The sequence below is a fragment of the Pseudomonas sp. GM80 genome, from assembly GCF_000282515.1.
Lineage (GTDB): Bacteria > Pseudomonadota > Gammaproteobacteria > Pseudomonadales > Pseudomonadaceae > Aquipseudomonas.
In genome coordinates this window covers 1-19,302 of sequence record NZ_AKJD01000016.1, presented here as the reverse complement: position 1 = coordinate 19,302, position 19,302 = coordinate 1, and the positions used below count along the sequence as shown (strand labels likewise).

Annotated in this window: 9 protein-coding genes; 7 read left to right on the top strand and 2 right to left on the bottom strand. The window is 61.8% G+C overall.

The features are described from left to right. Window positions 1-43: 43 nt before the first annotated feature. From PMI37_RS02100 to PMI37_RS02090, 3 genes are all read left to right on the top strand, one after another. A complete protein-coding gene (locus tag PMI37_RS02100; protein ID WP_008077563.1) occupies window positions 44-403 on the top strand; it encodes a DUF6124 family protein in 360 nt (119 codons plus the stop codon). 271 nt (window positions 404-674) lie between these two features. Next, window positions 675-2,177: a glycine betaine/L-proline transporter ProP gene (proP, locus tag PMI37_RS02095; protein WP_008077554.1), complete on the top strand. Its 1,503-nt coding sequence runs from the start codon at window positions 675-677 to the stop codon at window positions 2,175-2,177. Between the two features lie 221 nt (window positions 2,178-2,398). After that, window positions 2,399-2,992: a hypothetical protein gene (locus PMI37_RS02090; RefSeq protein WP_008077553.1), complete on the top strand. Its 594-nt coding sequence runs from the start codon at window positions 2,399-2,401 to the stop codon at window positions 2,990-2,992. 15 nt (window positions 2,993-3,007) lie between these two features. On the opposite strand, the gene PMI37_RS02085 is transcribed toward PMI37_RS02090, so the two are convergent. Beyond that, entirely contained in the window at window positions 3,008-3,604 is a 597-nt protein-coding gene (locus PMI37_RS02085) for a hypothetical protein (protein WP_008077552.1), read from the bottom strand. Window position 3,605: 1 nt separating this feature from the next. Then, a complete protein-coding gene (locus tag PMI37_RS02080) occupies window positions 3,606-4,394 on the bottom strand; it encodes a DUF2092 domain-containing protein (protein WP_008077551.1) in 789 nt (262 codons plus the stop codon). Window positions 4,395-4,656: 262 nt separating this feature from the next. On the opposite strand from PMI37_RS02080, the gene PMI37_RS02075 reads away from it, so the two are divergent. From PMI37_RS02075 to PMI37_RS02060, 4 genes are all read left to right on the top strand, one after another. Beyond that, window positions 4,657-15,972, top strand: a complete 11,316-nt coding sequence (locus PMI37_RS02075) for a VCBS domain-containing protein (protein WP_008077550.1) — start codon at window positions 4,657-4,659, stop codon at window positions 15,970-15,972. Between the two features lie 44 nt (window positions 15,973-16,016). Continuing rightward, window positions 16,017-17,555 carry a TolC family protein gene (locus PMI37_RS02070; protein ID WP_008077549.1) on the top strand — a complete coding sequence of 513 codons (1,539 nt, stop codon included), beginning with the start codon at window positions 16,017-16,019 and terminating at the stop codon, window positions 17,553-17,555. Further along, a complete protein-coding gene (locus PMI37_RS02065; RefSeq protein ID WP_008077548.1) occupies window positions 17,536-18,309 on the top strand; it encodes an efflux RND transporter periplasmic adaptor subunit in 774 nt (257 codons plus the stop codon). Before PMI37_RS02070 ends, PMI37_RS02065 begins: the two co-directional genes overlap by 20 nt. After that, a partial coding sequence (locus PMI37_RS02060; RefSeq protein WP_008077547.1) for an HlyD family efflux transporter periplasmic adaptor subunit occupies window positions 18,306-19,302 on the top strand: 997 nt, incomplete at its 3' end. The genes PMI37_RS02065 and PMI37_RS02060, both read left to right, overlap by 4 nt.

Below are 19,302 nucleotides of genomic sequence, written 5' to 3'. Positions count from 1 at the left end.
TCGCAGCGAAATGTGGCGGCTCCAACAGTCAAGGAGCTTCACAATGATCAAACCAACGCCTAACCCGCCCGAATCCGATCTCACCTCCCCCTACGAATCCCTCGATTCGAAAAAACTCAACGACGCCGCCGACCGCGCTCTCGATCACTACCTCTGCCCGCCGGGCTCCACGCCACCGCCTCGTAAACCCCGCAGGATGTACGCCGTTACCGCCGACTTCAAAAACGAGGAGCTGCTGGTCGATGCCTGCGAAACCCTCGCTTGCGCAAGAAACATCGCCAATGACTTCGCCCATCTCATACCAGCGTCGCAGCGCCGGACGCTGTTGGGCATTGCGCAACTGATCATGCTCGGGGAGCTGGCGGTGAATCGGGTGCTGGATAATCTGCAATTGCCGAGCTAATCCTCGCCCTTCACTACACTGAGATCTGTAGGAGCTGCCGAAGGCTGCGATCTCTTGATGGTGGGACGCGGAGCGTCCCCGGCGGCATTCCCACGCGGAGCATGGGAACGATCAAGATCGCAGCCTTCGGCAGCTCCTACAGAGGTGTGCGGCGAAAAAAAGCGCCGAGCAGTGAATTATTTCGTGTCCTCATGTATCTGAGCCAAAGAGCACGCGCCATCAAATCGATGGCATTTACGCGGCAAGATGGATCAGCAAAGAGAATACCCGGATGAAATCACGCAAAAAAACCGTCAAGCCGATCGGCCTGAACGACATCACCATTGTCGACGACGCCAAGATGCGCAAGGCGATCACCGCCGCCGCACTGGGCAATGCCATGGAATGGTTCGACTTTGGTGTCTACGGCTTTGTCGCCTATGTGCTCGGCAAAGTGTTCTTCCCCGGCGCCGATCCCGGCACGCAGATGATCGCCGCGCTGGCGACGTTCTCCGTGCCCTTCCTGATCCGGCCGCTGGGCGGTTTGTTTTTTGGCGCGCTGGGCGACAAGTACGGACGGCAGAAAGTCCTCGCCGCGACCATCGTGATCATGTCGCTGAGTACCTTTACCATCGGCCTGATCCCGTCCTATGCCTCGATCGGCATCTGGGCGCCGATCCTGTTGTTGCTGGCGAAAATGGCTCAAGGGTTCTCGGTCGGTGGTGAATACACCGGTGCGTCGATCTTCGTTGCCGAGTACGCGCCGGATCGCAAACGCGGTTTCCTCGGCAGCTGGCTGGACTTCGGCTCGATTGCCGGTTTCGTCTTCGGTGCCGGTGTGGTGGTGTTGATCTCGACGACGCTGGGCGAAGCCAAGTTTGAAGAATGGGGCTGGCGCCTGCCGTTCTTCCTCGCCCTGCCGCTGGGCATGATCGGCCTCTACTTGCGCCATGCGCTGGAAGAAACCCCGGCGTTCCAGCAGCACGTCGAAAAACTCGAACAGGGTGACCGCGAAGGCCTGGCCCGTGGCCCGAAAGTGTCGTTCAAGGAAGTCGCGACCAAACACTGGCGCAGCCTGATGACCTGCATCGGCGTGGTGGCCGTGACCAACGTCACCTACTACATGCTGCTCACCTACATGCCGAGCTACCTGTCGCACAACCTGCACTACAGCGAAAACCGTGGTGTGCTGATCATCATCGCGATCATGGTCGGCATGCTGTTCGTGCAGCCCTTGATCGGTTTCGTCAGCGACAAGATCGGCCGCAAGCCTTTCATCGTCGTCGGCAGCATCGGCTTATTCATTCTGGCGATTCCGGCGTTCATGCTGATCAACAGCGGCAAGATCGGCTTGATCTTCGCCGGCCTGCTGATGCTGGCGGTGCTGCTGAACTTCTTTATCGGTGTCATGGCTTCTACCCTGCCAGCGATGTTCCCCACGCACATTCGCTACAGCGCATTGGCCGCAGCTTTCAACGTCTCGGTGCTGATTGCGGGTTTGACGCCGACCGTGGTTGCCTGGTTGGTTGAAAGCACCAACGACCTGTACATGCCGGCGTATTACCTGATGGTCATCGCCGTGGTCGGCCTGGTCACCGGCGTGACCATGAAGGAAACTGCCAACAAGCCCCTGCGTGGCGCTGCACCGGCGGCCTCGGACCTTGAGGAAGCCAAGGAACTGCTGCAAGAACACCACGACAACATCGAGCAGAAAATCGAAGACATCGACGCCGAAATCGCCGCGCTGGAAGCCAAGCGCCAAGAGTTGGCGCAACAGCATCCGCGAATCGACTGAGGCCAGATCGAACCGCACTCAGCAGAGAACATGCTCGTCATTGTGGCGAGGGTGCTTGCTCCCGAACTCTCCAGGCATCATGCGTGGGACGCTTCGCCCCCCCCCCCCAGCGGGAGCAAGCGTCCTCGCCACCTGTCATTTCTCCCCTCAAGCCATATCAAACATGTCGCCCGGCATCAGCTAGCCTTGAATGCGCCTCGCCCGTCATTCAAGGAGCCGTCATGTTCAAGTTCATCAAGACCACCGTCATCGGTGGGCTGTTGTTTATCCTGCCGCTGGTGCTGATCGTCGTGTTGATCGAAAAAGCCATTCACCTGCTGCGCGGCCCCGTCGAGAAGCTGCTGCCGATGTTCAAGGGTTTTGATGTGGCTGGCGTCACGCTGGTGACCGTTGCCACGTTGTTGGGGCTGATCGTCCTGTGTTTTCTCGCCGGATTGCTCGCGCGCACTTCAGTGGCGGCGCGGGCGCTGGAGGCCACCGAGAACAAGTTGCTGAGCAATTTGCCGGGCTATCAGCTATTCAAGGACACCACCGCGCGGTTTGCCGGGATGGAAAACGAAGAGGGTTCGAAGGTCGGCATGATTGCCGAAGGCGAAGGCTTTCGGCTGTGCCTGATCGTCGAAAGCGTGGATGACTGGCTGACGATTTTCATGCCGGACGGTGGTCCTGCCGGCGGCACCGCCGGTGAGGTACGGCTGGTGCCTGCCGCGCAAGTCATCGTCAGCGATCTGTCGTGGCTGACGCTGGCCACTGGTTTGCGCCGTGGCGGGCGCGGGATGTTGGCGCAGATGCAACCCTGGCTGCCGAAAGCCTGAAAGCCTCAGCCCTGCTCAAGGTGCATTGACCACCACATACGTCACATCACTGCCCTGATACTGCGGCTGGTACCAGGTCGAGCCGCATTGCATGTAGGCAACGTTGTAGCGAATCACCTGCACGCAACTGCTGGGCATTTGCGCCGGGGTGAAAATCGAGCCGACCACCGCCGCCGTCACCGCGACTGTCGCCGTTACGGCCGCTGCCGTCGCAATTGGATGGTAGTTATCGTCGTAGCCATAACGGCCATGGCCGTCGACATCGATGTCGACATCGCGGTGATTGTCGATATTGACGTTACGGTTGACGTTGCGATTGCTGTTGTTGACGTAAGTGCGGTTGCCGACATTGTTGCCGGCATTAACCCGATTGCCGGCGTTCACCCGGTTATTCGCATTCACCCGATTATTGGCGTTCACATTATTGGCCCGCTGCGGTGCGTTGACCCGCTGCGCCCGTTGCGCATTCGGTGCCGGCGCGCGGTTGACGTTGGCACGGGCGTGCCCTTGAGCACGTTGCGGCCGGGCGTCGGCCTCGGCGACATAACCTGTGGTCAACAGCGTTGCGGCGGCCAGCGACAACAACAGACTCCACGTCATCGACTTGTTCATGTCACTGCCCTCCCTGATCGCTGGCTTTTTTAAACGCAATCGCCACATCGCCCTTGCCCGGTTTGAAGGTGAATTGCGTCTCCGGGATGGTCGGCTTGAGGTTCCACTGATACACCGCGCTGTACTCGGGATAGCTCTTCTCGTCCGTGGTGGTGATCACCAGTTTGCACGGCAAGGGTTTGTCGGAACGGGTTAGCCACAGTTGCCAGTCGATGCCTTCCTGGCGAAACGCCAAGTGGTCGCAGAGCTGGCCCTTGATGATCGACGGGCCTACGTACAACGCAGCTTTCAAGGCATCGATCTGTGCCTGATCGCTGCCGAACAGAAACAGATCCTCCATCGGCACCTGCACACCGTAGAAGTTCTCGACCCTGTGCAGGGTTTCCGCCACGGTGGCCGGGGCGTCGACTGTGGTGTAGTACTTCAGGTACGGCGAATACTGGGTGAGTTTTTTGCCGTTGTAGAAGAACTCGCGGGTGCGCACATCGCCTTCGCTTTTCGCGTACAGACGATCGTGGCCGACCACTTTCAGGGTGTTGGCAGACTCCGTCTTGATCTTCTGCCCGGACTCCAGAACCGTGTCGCGCGAGACCTGGGCATCTACCTGAAATTTCGGCAGGCTGCGCAGGTAATTGCCCATGTCGATGAGCTTGTCGACCACCTGCGGATTGATCAGCGGCGCGTCATCGGTAGCCTCGGGCGCAGGGCTGGCGGGCGGGTCTTCGGCGCGCACGGGCGGCGCGAGAACCAGCGTGAACATCAGGCAGACAATACTGGCTGGGGTTTTCATCGGTTCCGCTCCTGTCCCTGCGTTGGGCGTTGCGCCCCGAGGGCGACTGACTGACCAGCCTAGACCGCAGAGTTGTTGTGCGCCAATGCGCACAAAGGCCTTGCCCACTGATAGCCAAAGGCTGCTACGCCACGTATCTCCAAGGCCCTGAAATAGCGGCTTGGACGCTGGAAAACCGTAAGAAACGACCTACGCTGAATTTGTCCGTCGCCCGGCGTCGGCACTCATTGGAAGGATTCAGCAGGCAGTACGAGGGCCGATCATGCAAGGTTCACGCGGTGGATTTTCCGGCGCTCATTTGCGCCCGCAGCGTCAGTCACTGGCGCTGGAACCCCGAATTCTGTTCGACGGCGCTGCCGCCTCGGCGACGGTCGACCAGCATCACAGCGATCCCGCCGCTCCGCCGGCCGCTGCCGAGGCTCAGGTGCCGCACGCCACGCCCACCGAAGGCCGCGCCGCCAGCGAGCAAGGACCGTCGGCCGCGCGCAACTTGCTGGTGATCGACAGTCGCATTGAAAACCGTGATCAGTTGCTTGCGCAATTACCCGGCAATGTCACCGCGATTGTGGTGAATGTCGGCGAAGACGGCCTGGCCGCGATCTCCGCCGCATTGGCGCAACTGGGCAAGGTCGATTCGATTCAGATCATGTCCCACGGCGCCGCCGGGCAATTTACCCTGGGCAACCGCACCGTCAGCTCGGACAACATCGATTCGCTGGGCAAAACCCTCGAACAGTGGCGCAGCAACCTGACCCAAGGTGCGGACATTCAGTTGTACGGCTGCGATGTCGGCGCCGGTGCGGCCGGGCAAACCCTGGTCAATGAACTCGCGCGCTGGACCGGCGCCGATGTCGGCGCCTCCAGCAATGACACCGGCAGCAGCAAGGCCGGCGGCGACTGGACGCTGGAAACCAAAGTCGGTGACATCGACAAGAGCATCGCCATCAGCAGCCTCGCGATGACGCATTTCGACGGCTTGCTGGCCGACGCCGCGCCAACCGCCACGGTATCCACCGGCGGCAGCGATGTGCTGCTCGGCGACCGATTCACCTTCACCGTGAATTTCAGCAACACCTCGACGCAGGTGGGTTACGCGCCGTTCATCAACCTGGCAATGCCGGTCACCGGCAAGGATGGCAATGACGGCGTCAATTTCATCTCCGCCACCTACCTGGGGCAAAACCTGATCAGCCATGTGGTGACGTTCGATGCCAACGGCAACGCCACGCACCCTCTGGCCAAAGACGCCAATGGCAACTTCCTGATCATCAACGCTGCTACTTACGGCATGCGCGCCGGTGACAAACTGGTGGTGATCGAACTGCCCTTCGCCAGTGTCACCAATCAGCAACCGGTGATCGGCGTGCAGATCACCGCCAGCCTCAGCAACCTGGCGGACACCGCGTTCTCCAACGGCACCCCCGACCTGACCATTCGTGCCAGCGGCGGCTTTCAGTTCGGCAACGATGCGCTGGACAACCCGACCAATGATCCCAGCCTGATTCAGGCCGGCACCGCCGCTTTCGTCGTACACCCGACGGTGATTACGGTCAGCGAAACCATCAATGCCCCGGAAGGCGAAACCGCTACCGGCCCCAACTACGTGCGCACGCTGACCCTGTCGGCGACCCCGGCACCCGGCCAGACGCTGACCAACGTCGTGATCACCCAACCGCTGCCGGACAACATCCAGGTCAACTCGATCACCCCCGGCGCCGGCGGCCGAGTGACGTCGATTACCCTGCACGACGGCACCGTGGTGACCGGTGCGGCGCAAATCGCCGTGCTGATTGCGGCCAACGACGTCTACATCAATTCGTTCACTGTCACCTACGACAGCCTCACCGGCAAGACCGATACCGTAGTCGCGTTCTACGTGCCGGAAGTCGATGCCAACGGCCAGCCCGTCATCAATCCGGTGACCGGCGATGCCGTGACGGTCACCCTCGGCGCGCCAACCGCTTCCGGCCAGTGGGTGCCGCTGGACCCGCGTGACCTCACTGCGCCAAACACCACCATCGACTTCAGCGGCACCGGCCAAAGCACGCAATTCATCGCCAAATCGATCACGCTGGTGAAAAACGCGACGATGCAGAACGACGTCGGCCACACCGGCATCAGCCCCGGCGACACGCTGCAATACACCCTGAACCTGGCGATTTCCGACTACTTTGCCTTCGGCAAGGACTTCTTCAACGAAGGCCAATTGGTGATTCGCGATCAGCTCAGCGACGGCCAGACGTTGAGCGGCACGCCGACCCTGACCGTTACCATCAACGGTGTGGTGCAGACCATTACGCTGGTCACCAGCGTGGTCAATAATGCCGATGGCACGACCTCAATGGTCTTCGACATCGCACAATCGCTGCGCAATGCGTTTTCCAATGTTCGCGGCTGGCTCAACGGCGATCTGGCCTTCGACGACACGTTGCAAGGCGCGGTGGTGGCGGTGTTGAGCTATTCGGCCATCGTCGGCCAGACCTATAAGCCGCCATCGGGCAACCCGCACCCGGACATCAACGAAGGTGACGAACTGGGCAACACCGCCACGGTTGACGGCACGCTGTTGCAGGATCAATTCAACCTCACCGGCGAAAGCGAAACCGACGGTTCCGCTACCACCAGTGTGATTCCGACCAGCACCGTCGATATCAGCCTGGTCGAGGTCAACAACGGCGCACCACCGGGCAATGGCGAATTACGCCCCGGCGATGAAGTGACCTTCGAGCTGAGCTACGATCTGGTCACCGGCGATTACGAGCAATTCAAACTGACGGCTTACCTGCCGCTGCCGTTGTTCAATGTCACCGGGATTACCTGGGGTTCGGGCGGTGACGTCGGCCAATGGGAATTGGGCGCAGGCAATACCAATGCCGGTGGCGTGGTCAGCGTGACCAGCGCCAATGGCAACTCGGTGGTGTTCGATTTCGGCAGTTTCGCCACCAATACCACCACGGGCAGCCGCATCGTCATTCGCTTCACCGTCAGAGTGGGCGATCAACCGTTTGCCGATCAGCGTTCGCTGGACGTCCTCGCGCAATCGAGCCAGCAGACCACCCTCACTGACCGCACGCTGATTTCCTCGGACGTGGTGGCGATTGTTTCGGTCGCCGAGCCGGTGCTGAATATCAAGCACGGCGTGGTCTCCGGCTCCAACGGCACGGTGACCGGCACCACGGGGAGCTGGAACCCGCCGGGCAGCACCGGCAAACCGTTCAATGGCAGCGTCACTGAGCTTTCGGCGGTCGATGGCAACATCAATAACATCGACGGTGCCGACCGTCTGCGTCTGGTCACCGCCATCGAAAACAGCGGTGGCGGTGGCGCGTTTGACGTCAGCACCAGCATCACCCTGCCCTCCGGCCTGAGTTTCGTCGGCGGCAGTCTGGCGGCGGCCAACCTGCAGATCTATCGCGGCGACGGCACCTTGCTGGTGTTGGGCACCGACTACAGCGTCAGCGGCAACCAGATCACCTTCCTCGATGCCGGCGGCCAGGCCAGTCTGTTGGCCGGGCGCAGCGGCACGGCAGCCGATACCAGCGGTGCCAATCTGGTAGTGATCAGCTATGACGTCGTGGTCAGCGCGACCATCGAGGCCAGCCGCAGCCTGCAAACCACGGCAACCCTGAGTAATTACGCCAGCGTCAACGACGGCACCGACTTCACCCCGACCGACCTCACCGACCTGGCCAGCCAGCAGGTCGCCGCCCCGGTGATCAGCAAAGTGTTCGCTGACGGCACGCTGGACGCTGGCGATTCCAGCGCCGCCCATACCAGCGGCAGCGATCTGGTGATTGGCGAAAGCATGCGCTATGACATCGTCATCACCCTGCCGGAAGGCACCACGCAGAATCTGCGCATCGAAGACCTGATTCCACCCGGCATGCGCCTGGACACCAGTTTCAACAACGGACTCGGCTATCAGATCATCACCACGCGTGCCGGCAGTGGCGCGCTCGGCGCCGATTTTGCCGGCAGCGTGCTGGTCGGTGGTTTTACCGGGATTGGCGGCACGTTGGGCGGCGACGGTGTCGACGGGCGCTGGACCTTCAGCGTGTCCAGCGTGTCGGCGGACAACCAGACCGGCAACAACACCTTCGTGATTCGTCTGCAACTGGTGGCCAACAACGTCATTGCCAACCAGGCCAACGTCTCGCTGCAAAACAATGCGCAGTTGATTTTCAGCGACCCGGATGGCGATACGCCAAACGGTGCAGTCGCGGCGGATCGCAACGTTGCCCTGACCGGTGGCCAGCCGACGGTGACCGTGCGCGAGCCGACCCTGCAGGTCAATCAGGTGATCACCTCCACTTCCGGCCTTGGCGGTTATGACCAGGGCGACACGGTGACTTTCAACATCACCATCACTAACGGCAATGGCGCCACCGATTTTAGTGCGTTCGACATCAGTTTCCTCGACACCCTGCCCACTCAACTCAGCAACGTGACGCTGGTCGGCGTGCTGTATCAGAACGGGGCGACCAACAACGGCGGGGTTGCCTTCGAAATTGTCGGCGGCCAGTTGCGCACGGCCAGCGGCGCCAATATCGACATTGCCAAGGGCGGCTCGATCGTTTTGCAACTCAGCGGCGTGGTCAACGCCAGTGCTGCGGCGTTATCGAATATCGCCAACGTTGCCAGTGTGCAATGGACCAGCCTCGACGGCCCGGACAGCGGCGAACGCAGCGGCGTCGATGGCGTGCTCAATGGCGGCACCCTCAACGATTACCGCAACCTGTCGACCCTGCTGATTCCGGTGGCCCAGGCGATCGAGATTTCCCGCGTGGGTGGCTTGCCGGACACCGCTGCGCCCTCGCCGACCACCGCGACGGTCGAACAAGTGACCGTCGGCGAAGTGATCCGCTATCGCGTGGTGGTGCTGGTGCCCGAGGGCAACAACCCCAACTATCAAATACAAATTACCCTGGCCAACGGCTTGCAGTTCATTTCGCCGGATGCGCTGGTGAATGCCTTGCGCATTGCCTTCATTTCCAACGGTGGGTTGACCAGCGACGCCAACCTGATCGTCGGCGGCACGCTGAACATTGATGGCAATGAAAACAGTCCCGAGGCGCTGCCGATCACGGCCGATCTGTCGGGCCTCGCACCGCAAGGCATCTTCGACCCGAGCCGGCTGACCATCATCACCAACCCGGATGGCAGCCAGGTGGTGACGTTCAACCTGGGCAACGTGGTCAACGGCAATGGCAACGATGACGACCTCGAAGGCATTTCCATCGAGTTCAACGTCAGGGTTACCAACATCGCCGCCAACATTGCCGGTGCACAACTGGCAGTCACCGCGCAGGAAATCGTCAATGGCGCCGGCCGTGCGGTCAGTGACACGGTGTTTGAGCGCGTGGTCGAGCCGGGTTTCAGCGGCCTCGACAAGCAAATCGTCACCTTCAATCCGAACCCCGGCGGCAGTACCGGCAACGCCACGGTGCAACTGAGTTTTACCCAGAACGGCGGCCTGCCGGCGTTCGATGCCAACGTCAGCGACAGCTTTGCCGGCGGCAGCAATTACACCCTGCTCAGCGTCAGCATCAATGGCGTGAGTTACGGCCCGGGCAATCTGCCGGCGGGTATCAGTTTCAGCACCAGCGGGGGCCTGAGCGTCAACTTCGACCAACTGGATGTCGGCGCGCAGATTCAGGTGCGCTATTCGGTCGACCTGCCCAATTCCACGGTTGTCGCCAGCAGCAACGCCACACTGACCTGGAGCAGCCTGCCGGAAGATTTCACCAGTTGGGGCGGCAACAGCGTCGGTGTCGATGGCACCACCACCGGCGAACGTACTGGCAGCAGCGTTGGCCCGAACCAATATATCTTGCGTGATAACGCCGGCCTCGGCGTGATCAGCGGCACGTTGTGGAACGACACCGCCAGCCCGACCGCCAGCGTCACCCCGGACGGCGCCGGTCTGGCCGGGCAAACCGTGACCCTGACCTGGGCCGGCGCCGACGGGCGTCTCGATACCACCGCCGACAACCTGCAGTTCACCACCGTCACCGACGCCAACGGTCAGTACCGCTTCGGCGTCTTGCCACTGGGCGTGTTCCGCATTGACGTGCCTGCGGGGCTGGTCAGTTATCCGCAACCGGTGGGTGACCTGCGCGTGCGCGTCGACAGTGATGCCGGCACCCTCGGCCAGATCACAATCACGTTGGGCGATGCCGACACGCAAAGTGCCAACGCCGGTTATGTCGAACAGAACGACGCGCCGGTCAACACCCTCCCCGGCAGCCAAAACGGTCAGGAAGACGTGGTGCTGAACATCGGCGGCATCAGTGTCGCCGACGTCGATGCCGACCGTGACCCGAACGCCAACGACCGCGCCATCAGCGTTATTCTCACGGTCACTCACGGCACGCTATTCCTTGGCGCGACAGTGCCCGGTGTCACGGTCAGCGGGGCCAATACCGTGAGCATGACCCTGACCGGCAACGTTGCCGATATCAACACCGCGCTGGCCAGCCTGCGTTATCTGGGCAATGCCAACTTCAATGGCACCGACACCCTGACCGTGCTCAGCAACGATCGCGGCAACTACGGCGATGCCGATGGCGACGGCATTCCCGGCACGGCCGCCGATGCGTTGACGGACACCGACACCCTGCAAATCGTCCTCGCCGCCGTCAACGACAACCCGGTCGGCGTCAACGACAGCGCCACGGCCCTGGAGGCCGGCGGTACCAACAACGCCTCCGCCGGTATCGACCCGCGCGGCAATGTGCTGAGCAATGACACTGACGTCGACATCGCCACCAACGCCGATCAGTTGCACGTGGTCTCGGTCGGCCCGGGTGCCGGCATTCAGACGCCGGTGCTCGGCGTGACCGTAATCAATGGTTTGTACGGCCAATTGGTGATTGGCAGCAACGGCTCCTATCAATACGTCGTCGATAACAACAACGCCGCCGTGCAAGCGCTGCGCGTGTCGGGCCAGACCTTGCAGGACAACTTCAATTACATCCTCGCTGACCTTGCCGGTGAAACCTCGACCGCCACATTGAGCGTGACCATTCAGGGCGCCAACGACACGCCGCAAGGCGTCGATGACGACGGTGTGGCCATCGAGGCCGGCGGTGTCAACAACGGCACACCGGGCAGTGACGCCAGGGGCAACGTGTTGAGCAATGATCTGGACGTCGACAGCGCGGCCAACGGCGAAACCCGCACCGTAATCGGCATTCGCCCGGTGGCCGAGGCCGGTTCCGGCAATTTCACCGCAGTCAGCGGCGCCACGGCGATTGCCGGGCTCTACGGCACCTTGACCATCAATCCCGACGGCACTTACAGCTACGTGGTCAACAACAGCAACGCCACGGTTCAACGCCTGAGTGCCGGGCAACAACTGGTCGAGTTTTTCAGCTATCGGCTGACCGATGCCGGCGGGCTGGATGATGTCGCGCAATTGCGCATCGTCATTCAAGGCGCCAACGACAACCCGGTGGCCAGCGATGACGCCGCCTCGGCGCAGGCCGCCTCCACCAACGGTAGCGCCTCGGAAAGCAATCCCAGCGGCAACGTGATTCAGTTCCCCAGCCGTCCCGGGCCGATCACTCAACCGGGTGGCAACGGCGTCGATCAAGACGTCGATGCCAACGACCAGCCGAGCAGCCAGTTGCTGGTCAATGGCGTGATCAACAAAAGCGAAGCCAGTTACAACCCGGCGGTCGATGTGTTGAGCGGCGTGGCCACCGGCACCACCTCAGCCAACGGCACTGTCGTGACCGGGCTCTACGGCACCTTGCGCATCGGCGCCGATGGCTCGTTTTTCTACGACGTCGACAGCACCAATGCGGCGGTTCAGGCCCTGGCACCGGGGCAGACTCTGACCGAGTTTTTCACCTATCGCGTCACCGACACCGCCGGCCTGACCGACACCGCGCAACTGGTTATCACCGTGCACGGCGTCAACGACCCACCCGTGGCGCAAAACGTGATTGCCGTTGCCACCGAAGCCGGCGGCCTCAACAACCTCACACCGGGCGTCAATCCGTCAGGCGATGTCACGGCCAATGACACCGACCCCGATGGCGATCCATTGACGGTGACGCTGATCAAGTCTGGCGCCAGCGGCGATCCGGGCACGCCCATCGCCGTGAATCTCGGTGGCACGGTGATAGCCGGGCTGTACGGCACGCTGACGATTTTCCCCGACGGCAGCTACGTCTACGAAGTCGACAACAGCAACCCCGACGTGCAGGCCCTGCGCCGCAGCGTGGACCTGCTTTCGGAGCGCTTCACCTACACCGTCAGCGATGGCGTCGGAGCGAACCCGCAAATCGATACCGCTGAAATCATCGTGTTGATCCGCGGGCAGAACGACAACCCGCTGGCCACTGATGATTCCGGCGTGGCCATCGAAGCCGGCGGTTTGAACAACAGCCAGCCAGGTCAGGACCCAACGGGCAACGTGCTGGATAACGACAGCGACGTCGACGGCGGTGAAGTCCCCGGTGATCTGCCCAATTACGACTATGGCGAAACCCGCGCGGTGTCCTCGGTGCGCACCGGCTCAGAGGCTGGCACCGGCACGGCAGGCACACTGGGCACGGAGTTGCGCGGTACTTACGGCTGGCTGACGCTCAATGCCGACGGCAGCTACAGCTATCGCCTCGACAACAGTCTGGCGGCCGTTCAAGCCTTGCGCGCCGGCAACACCCTGCTCGATGCCTTCAGTTATGAAGTGATAGATGCCACCGGCGCCACTGACCGGGCCACGCTGAACATCAGCATCCAGGGACGCAACGACACGCCTGTCGCGCAGAACGACAGCAACACCGCTGTCGAGGCCGGCGGTGCAAACAACGCCACACCGGGCATCAATCCGAGCGGCAATGTGCTGAGCAACGACACGGATGTCGATGGCAACGGCGAAGTGCTCAGCGTGATCGGCGTCAATCAGGGTTCCTCGGTCGGCTTGATCGGCAGCGGCTTCAATGGCACCTACGGGCGCTTGACCCTGAATGCCGACGGCAGCTACAGCTATCTGCTGGATAACCTCAATCCGCAGGTCCAGGCCCTGCGCAGCAATGCCGACACCCTGACGGAAACCTTCACTTACCAGATCCGCGACCTCGCTGGCGCTACCAGCACCGCAACGCTGACCATCACCATTCGCGGGGCCAACGACAACCCGATCGCCAGCGACGACACGGCGGTGGCGGTTGAAGCCGGCGGCACGTTCAATGGCACGTCCGGGGTCAATCCGAGCGGCAACCTGCTGACCAACGACAACGATGTCGATGCCAACGACGCCAAACTGGTCACCGGTATCCGCACCGGCAGCGAAGCGGCCGGTGGCACCTTTACCACCGTCGCTGGCGCGCAAACCTTCAACGGTTTGTACGGCACGCTGACCCTTAACACCGATGGCACCTACAGTTACGTGGTCAACAACAACCTTGCGGCCGTGCAGGCATTAAAAGTCGGCGATTCGCTGGTGGAAACCTTCACCTATCGCCTGCGCGATATCGCCGGGGCCACTGACATCGCGCAGTTGAGCATCCGCATTGACGGTGCCTGGGATGCACCAGTGGCGGTCAACGATACGTCGGTGGCCGTGGCGGATAACGGCAACGGCAATGGCGTCAACCCAAGCGGTAACGTGTTGCCCAATGACACCGATGTCGATCAGGGCGACAGCAAGACCGTTACCGGCATCCGTTTCGGCACCGAAGCGGCCGGCGGCGCGTTGGCCGGGGTCACGACAGGCACCGACAACAGCAACGGCACGCTGATTAGCGGCCTGTATGGCCAACTGATTATCGGCGCCGACGGCAGCTACACCTACAACCTCGATTCGAGCAACCCGGCAGTGCTGGCCCTGGGTCCGCTGCAATTTCTCAACGAGCGCTTCACCTACCAGGTCAGCGACCGTGGCGGGCAGACGGATCTTGCGGAAATTCACATCATCATTCGCGGGCGCAATTCAGCTCCGGTGGCCAATGCCGACACCTCGACAGCCATCGAGGCTGGCGGCAGCAACAACACTCAACCCGGCCTCAACCCCGGCGGCAACGTGCTGGACAACGACACCGATGCCGAGAGTGATCCGCTATCGGTGATTGGCATTCACACCGGCACCGTCAACGATATCGGTACGGTGGGCAGCGTCGGCACGTCATTGCGCGGTTTGTATGGGGATCTGCTGATCAACGCCGACGGCAGTTACACCTACACCGTCGACAATAACCTGCCCGCCGTTCAAGCCTTGCGCCAGAGCGGCCAGACCCTCATTGAAGTGTTCAGCTACACCATTGTCGACCGCTGGGGTGACACCAGCACCGCCGAACTGCGCATCACCGTCGATGGCCGCAACGACACGCCCATTGCCGTCGATGACCGCGCCACGGCGGTCGAAGCCGGCGGGGTCAATAACGGCACGCCGGGCAGCGATGCCAGTGGCAACGTGCTGGACAACGACACGGATGTCGACAGCGTCGCCAATGGCGAAAGCAAACACGTGCAAAGCGTTACCAATCAGGCCGGCCAGTCGACGGGCGCCGGGCAAGTGTTAATCGGCCTCTATGGGCAACTGACGCTGAACGCCGATGGCAGCTATACCTACGTCATCGACAACAACAATCCCGTGGTGCAGGCCCTGCGCACGGCGGGCGAGACCCTCAGCGAAACCTTCACCTATCGCATGACCGACACGGCCGGCGCGACGTCGGACGCACGCCTGACCGTGGTGATTCAGGGCGCCAACGACGCGCCGGTGGCGCAAAACGACAGCGGCTTTGCCAGCGACCAGGCCCCTGCCCCGCAAACCGTCGGCAACGTGCTGCCCAACGATGGCGATGTCGATAACAACGACAGTCTGGTGGTGGTCGGTGTGCGCACCGGCGCCGAGGCGGGCTCAGGGACGGCCGGCGTGATTGGCCAGCCGATCATTGGCTTGTACGGGACGCTGGTGCTGAACGCCGACGGCAGCTACACCTACACCATCGACCAGAACAACCCGGCCGTACTGGCCGCCGCCGGTCTCGGGCAGATCCTGCGCGACGTGTTCACCTACACCATCAACGACCGTGCCGGTGCCAGTGATCAGGCCGAACTGACGATCACCCTCGATATCGCCACGCCGTTCATCCCGGCGCCGGGTGGCAACAACTTCGAGCGTGACCCGAACACCCTGAACCGCAATTTCCTGATCCCTGATCCACAGCCGGCGGTGTTCGTCACGCCGGTGGTCGAGCGTGCGGCAGAAATATCCGAACTGTCGGCCTGGGGCGTCGATGGCAGCAACCTGCGTCTGGCAGCGGTCGGTGAATTCACCAGTGAGTCAGTGGGCAATGGTCTGGGGCTGGTGCCGGGGCAATTCGTTCAGCAAGCGGTGCGCACCAGTCGCCTGGAAAGCGAACTGGATCTGCTGTGGATTCAAGGGCGCCAGGGCCGGACCGGGTTGAGTGCCGATGGACTGTTGAGCGATCCATCGTTGTTCACCTTGAACCCGGCCGATCTGACGCACAGTCCGGCACACGTTGAAAAACAACAGGAAAAACCACGGGCCAAGGGCTTCAGCGCGCAATTGCGCGATGCAGCACAGCGGCGCACGCAGCGGTAAAGCAGTCGACCCGAAGAAAATTCCAAGAATACAAAGGAATGAACATGCGTATACATGCGACCCGGCTTCTCAGTACCGCCATCGCTTCTGCACTGTTGCTCAGTGCTTGCTCGTCAACGGAGCCCAAACCCTCCACCGATGAAGAAAACCGCCAGCGCATCATCGCTGACCAGTCCCGCATGTATTCCGGCCAGGAGCCGGTCACCGCGCCGATTACCTTTTACGAGGCGGCGGCGCGGGCGCTGAAATACAACCTCGATTACCGCCTCAAACTCATGGAAAGCGCGCTGGCCTCGGACCTGCGCGACGTTTCCAGCCATGAAATGCTCCCGCGTGTGGTCGCCTCGGCCGGGTACGCCGGCCGTGACAACGATTCCGGCGGCACCTCGATCGGCATCGAAGACCGCCAGGTCAGCCTGCGGCCATCGACTTCGGAAGAGCGCTATCGCGAAGTTTATGGTTTGGGCCTGAGTTGGAGCCTGCTGGATTTCGGTGTCGCGTACTACCGCACGCAACAGAAATCCGATCAGATCCTGATGGCTGAGGAACGTCGGCGCAAAGTCGCGCAGAACGTCCTGCAAGACGTGCGCAACGCTTACTGGCGGGCACTCGGCGCGCAGCGGTTGATGCCCGAAGTCGACAAGCTGCTGATGCGCACCCACACCGCGCTGACCTCGGCTCGCGAAGCGGAGACCCGTGGCCTGCTGCCGCGTCAGGAAATCCTCGCCTATCAGCGTGCGCTGCTCGATTCGATTTATCTGCTGACCGTACGCCGCCAGGATCTGGAATTTGCCCAGGCCGAATTGTCGGCGCTGATGTCGCTGCCGCCGGGCTCGAAAATGGTCCTCGCCGACATGCCCGATCCACCGCTGCCAGAGGTCCGTCAAAGCATGGCGCGGCTGGAACAATTGTCGTTGGAGAACCGTCCGGAAATCATGGAAGAGTGGTATCGCAAACGCGTTAACCAAAAGGATCTGGAGATCGCCAAGGCGCAGCTGTGGCCGAACGTCAGCGTCGATTTCGGCTACAAGTACGACTCCAACAAATACCTCTACAACAACGACTGGATGAGCACCGGTCTGCAAGTGTCGATGAACCTCATTCGCCTGCTGCAACTGCCGTCGCTGAACGCCGCGGAAAAGTCCCAGAGCGAAACCGACGACACCCGTCGCGTGGCGCTGTCGATGGCGATTCTCACGCAAGTACGGGTCGGCACCCTGCGCTATCAACTGGCGCGTCAAGAGGTGGAGTTTGCCGAAGACAGCCTGCGCGTCGACCGCAGCCTGCTCAACTACGCACAAGCGGCGAAAACCGGCGCGTTGGGCTCGGAACTCGAAGTGATTCGCTCCGAGGGCCGTTACCTGGTCTCGCGTTATCAACGTGAAGCGGCATTCTCCAGTGCTCAGGCCGCGTGGGGGCGGATGTACAACTCGGTGGGCCTGGACGTGCTGCCCAAGGAAATTTCGCAACACGACATCAAGACCCTGGCCCGGGAAATCCAGCGGACCTTGAACGAACAAGAACAACAACGCCTGCTCGCCGCCACTTCGCAAGGAACGCCGAATGCGCAAAATCGCCCGTGAGTCCCGTTTCGGGGCGCTGCTGTTGGCCAGTCTGATCCTCCCCGTCCATGCTGAAGAAACCTCTTCGGCGCCCGCGCTGGAAAGTGCCAGCGCCATTCGCGTATTGCTCGCGGCGGAACTGGAAACCACCCTCTCCAGCCAAATGGCCGGCACCCTCGGGGAATTGAAAGCCGGGTTCGGCGAACAGGTCGCCAAGTCTGAACTGCTCGCCCGCTTCAACTGCAATGAAGCCGAAGCGCGCTCGAAAGTCGCCGCCGCCGAACTGGCCATGGCCAAACAGAACCTGCAAGCGAAACAGCAGTTGCGCCAGCTCAACGCGGTCGGCGATATCGAAGTGTCGATGGCCAACACCGAAGTGCAAAAAGCTGACGGTGCACGGGCCATGGGCGCGGCGCAAAGCAGTTATTGCCAGGTGCTTGCGCCGTTTTCCGGGCGCGTGGCCAAGGTTTACGTCAAGCCTTATCAAACCGTCACCGCGGGCACGCCGCTGTTTGATCTGGTCAGCGACGGTGCGCTGAAAGTCCGCCTGAACGTGCCGTCCAATCTGCTGAAAAACCTCAAGCCCGGCCTGCCGCTGCAAGTCAGCATCCATGAAACCGGCAAGACCTACCCGGCCCATGTCAGCGGCATCAATTCACGCGTCGATGCCGTGGCGCAAACGGTTGAACTGGAAGCCCGGCTCGATAACAAATACCCCGACCTGATGGCCGGCATGAGCGGCACGGCGCAGTTCGATCAAGACGCGCGCCCATGACGATGAACGAGCCGCTGCTGCCCCACCCTCACCTGTTGCTGGAGCTCGATGCGCTGCGCGACAAGGCCATGGCCGCCGACTCGCTGAACAGTCTGGCCTTCAGCATGGCCAACGACTTGTACCCGTTGCTGCAGTTTCATCAGGCGCTGGTGTTTGCCCAGCGCGAATCCTCATTGGAGTTGCTGAACGTCTCAGGTCTGTCGCGGCCCAGTGAGGACTCGCCGTATCTGGTGTGGCTACGCCGGGCCAGTCGCTGGGTCGCGGCGCAAGTGCCTGACGCCGAGCCGGTGTGGATCACCCAGGAAACCGCCGCACCGCCAGCCGACATTGCCGAAGGCTGGAACGAATGGTGGCCGTCGGGGCTGTGGTGCGTGCCGGTGCACGATCGTGACAATCAACGGCTGGGCCTGTTGATCCTGCTGCTTGAGCAAGAGCCGCCGGCCGTGTTGTGGCAACCGCTCAAGGGGTTGGTCGCCACGTGGGCGTATTGCTGGGCGGCGCTGACCCGGCGCAAGCGTTTCAGTCGCTGGCGGCCCAATCGCAAACAACTGTTGCTGGGGCTGATCGTGATCGGCGCGTTGCTGCTGTTGCCGGTGCGGCAAACGGCATTGGCGCCGACGGAAATCGTTTCGCGGCAGGCACAGATCATCAGCTCGCCGATTGATGGCGTGATCGAAAAGATCCAGGTCAGGCCGAATCAACCGGTGGATGCCGGCACGCCGCTGTTTTCGCTCGACGAAACCACTTTGCGCAGCCGCGCCGAAGTGCTTGGCAAGGAAGTCGCCGTCGCCGATGCCGAATTGCAGGCGGCCAGTCAGCGCGCCTTCGATAACCCGCAAAGCAAAAGCGAGTTGACCTTGCTGGCCGGTCGCGCGCAGCAGCGCCGGGCCGAACTGGCAGCCGTGCAGGCGCAATTGAAACGTACGCAAGTGCTGTCGCCGAAGGCCGGCGTTGCGGTGTTCAGCGATCCCAACGATTGGCTGGGGAAGCCGG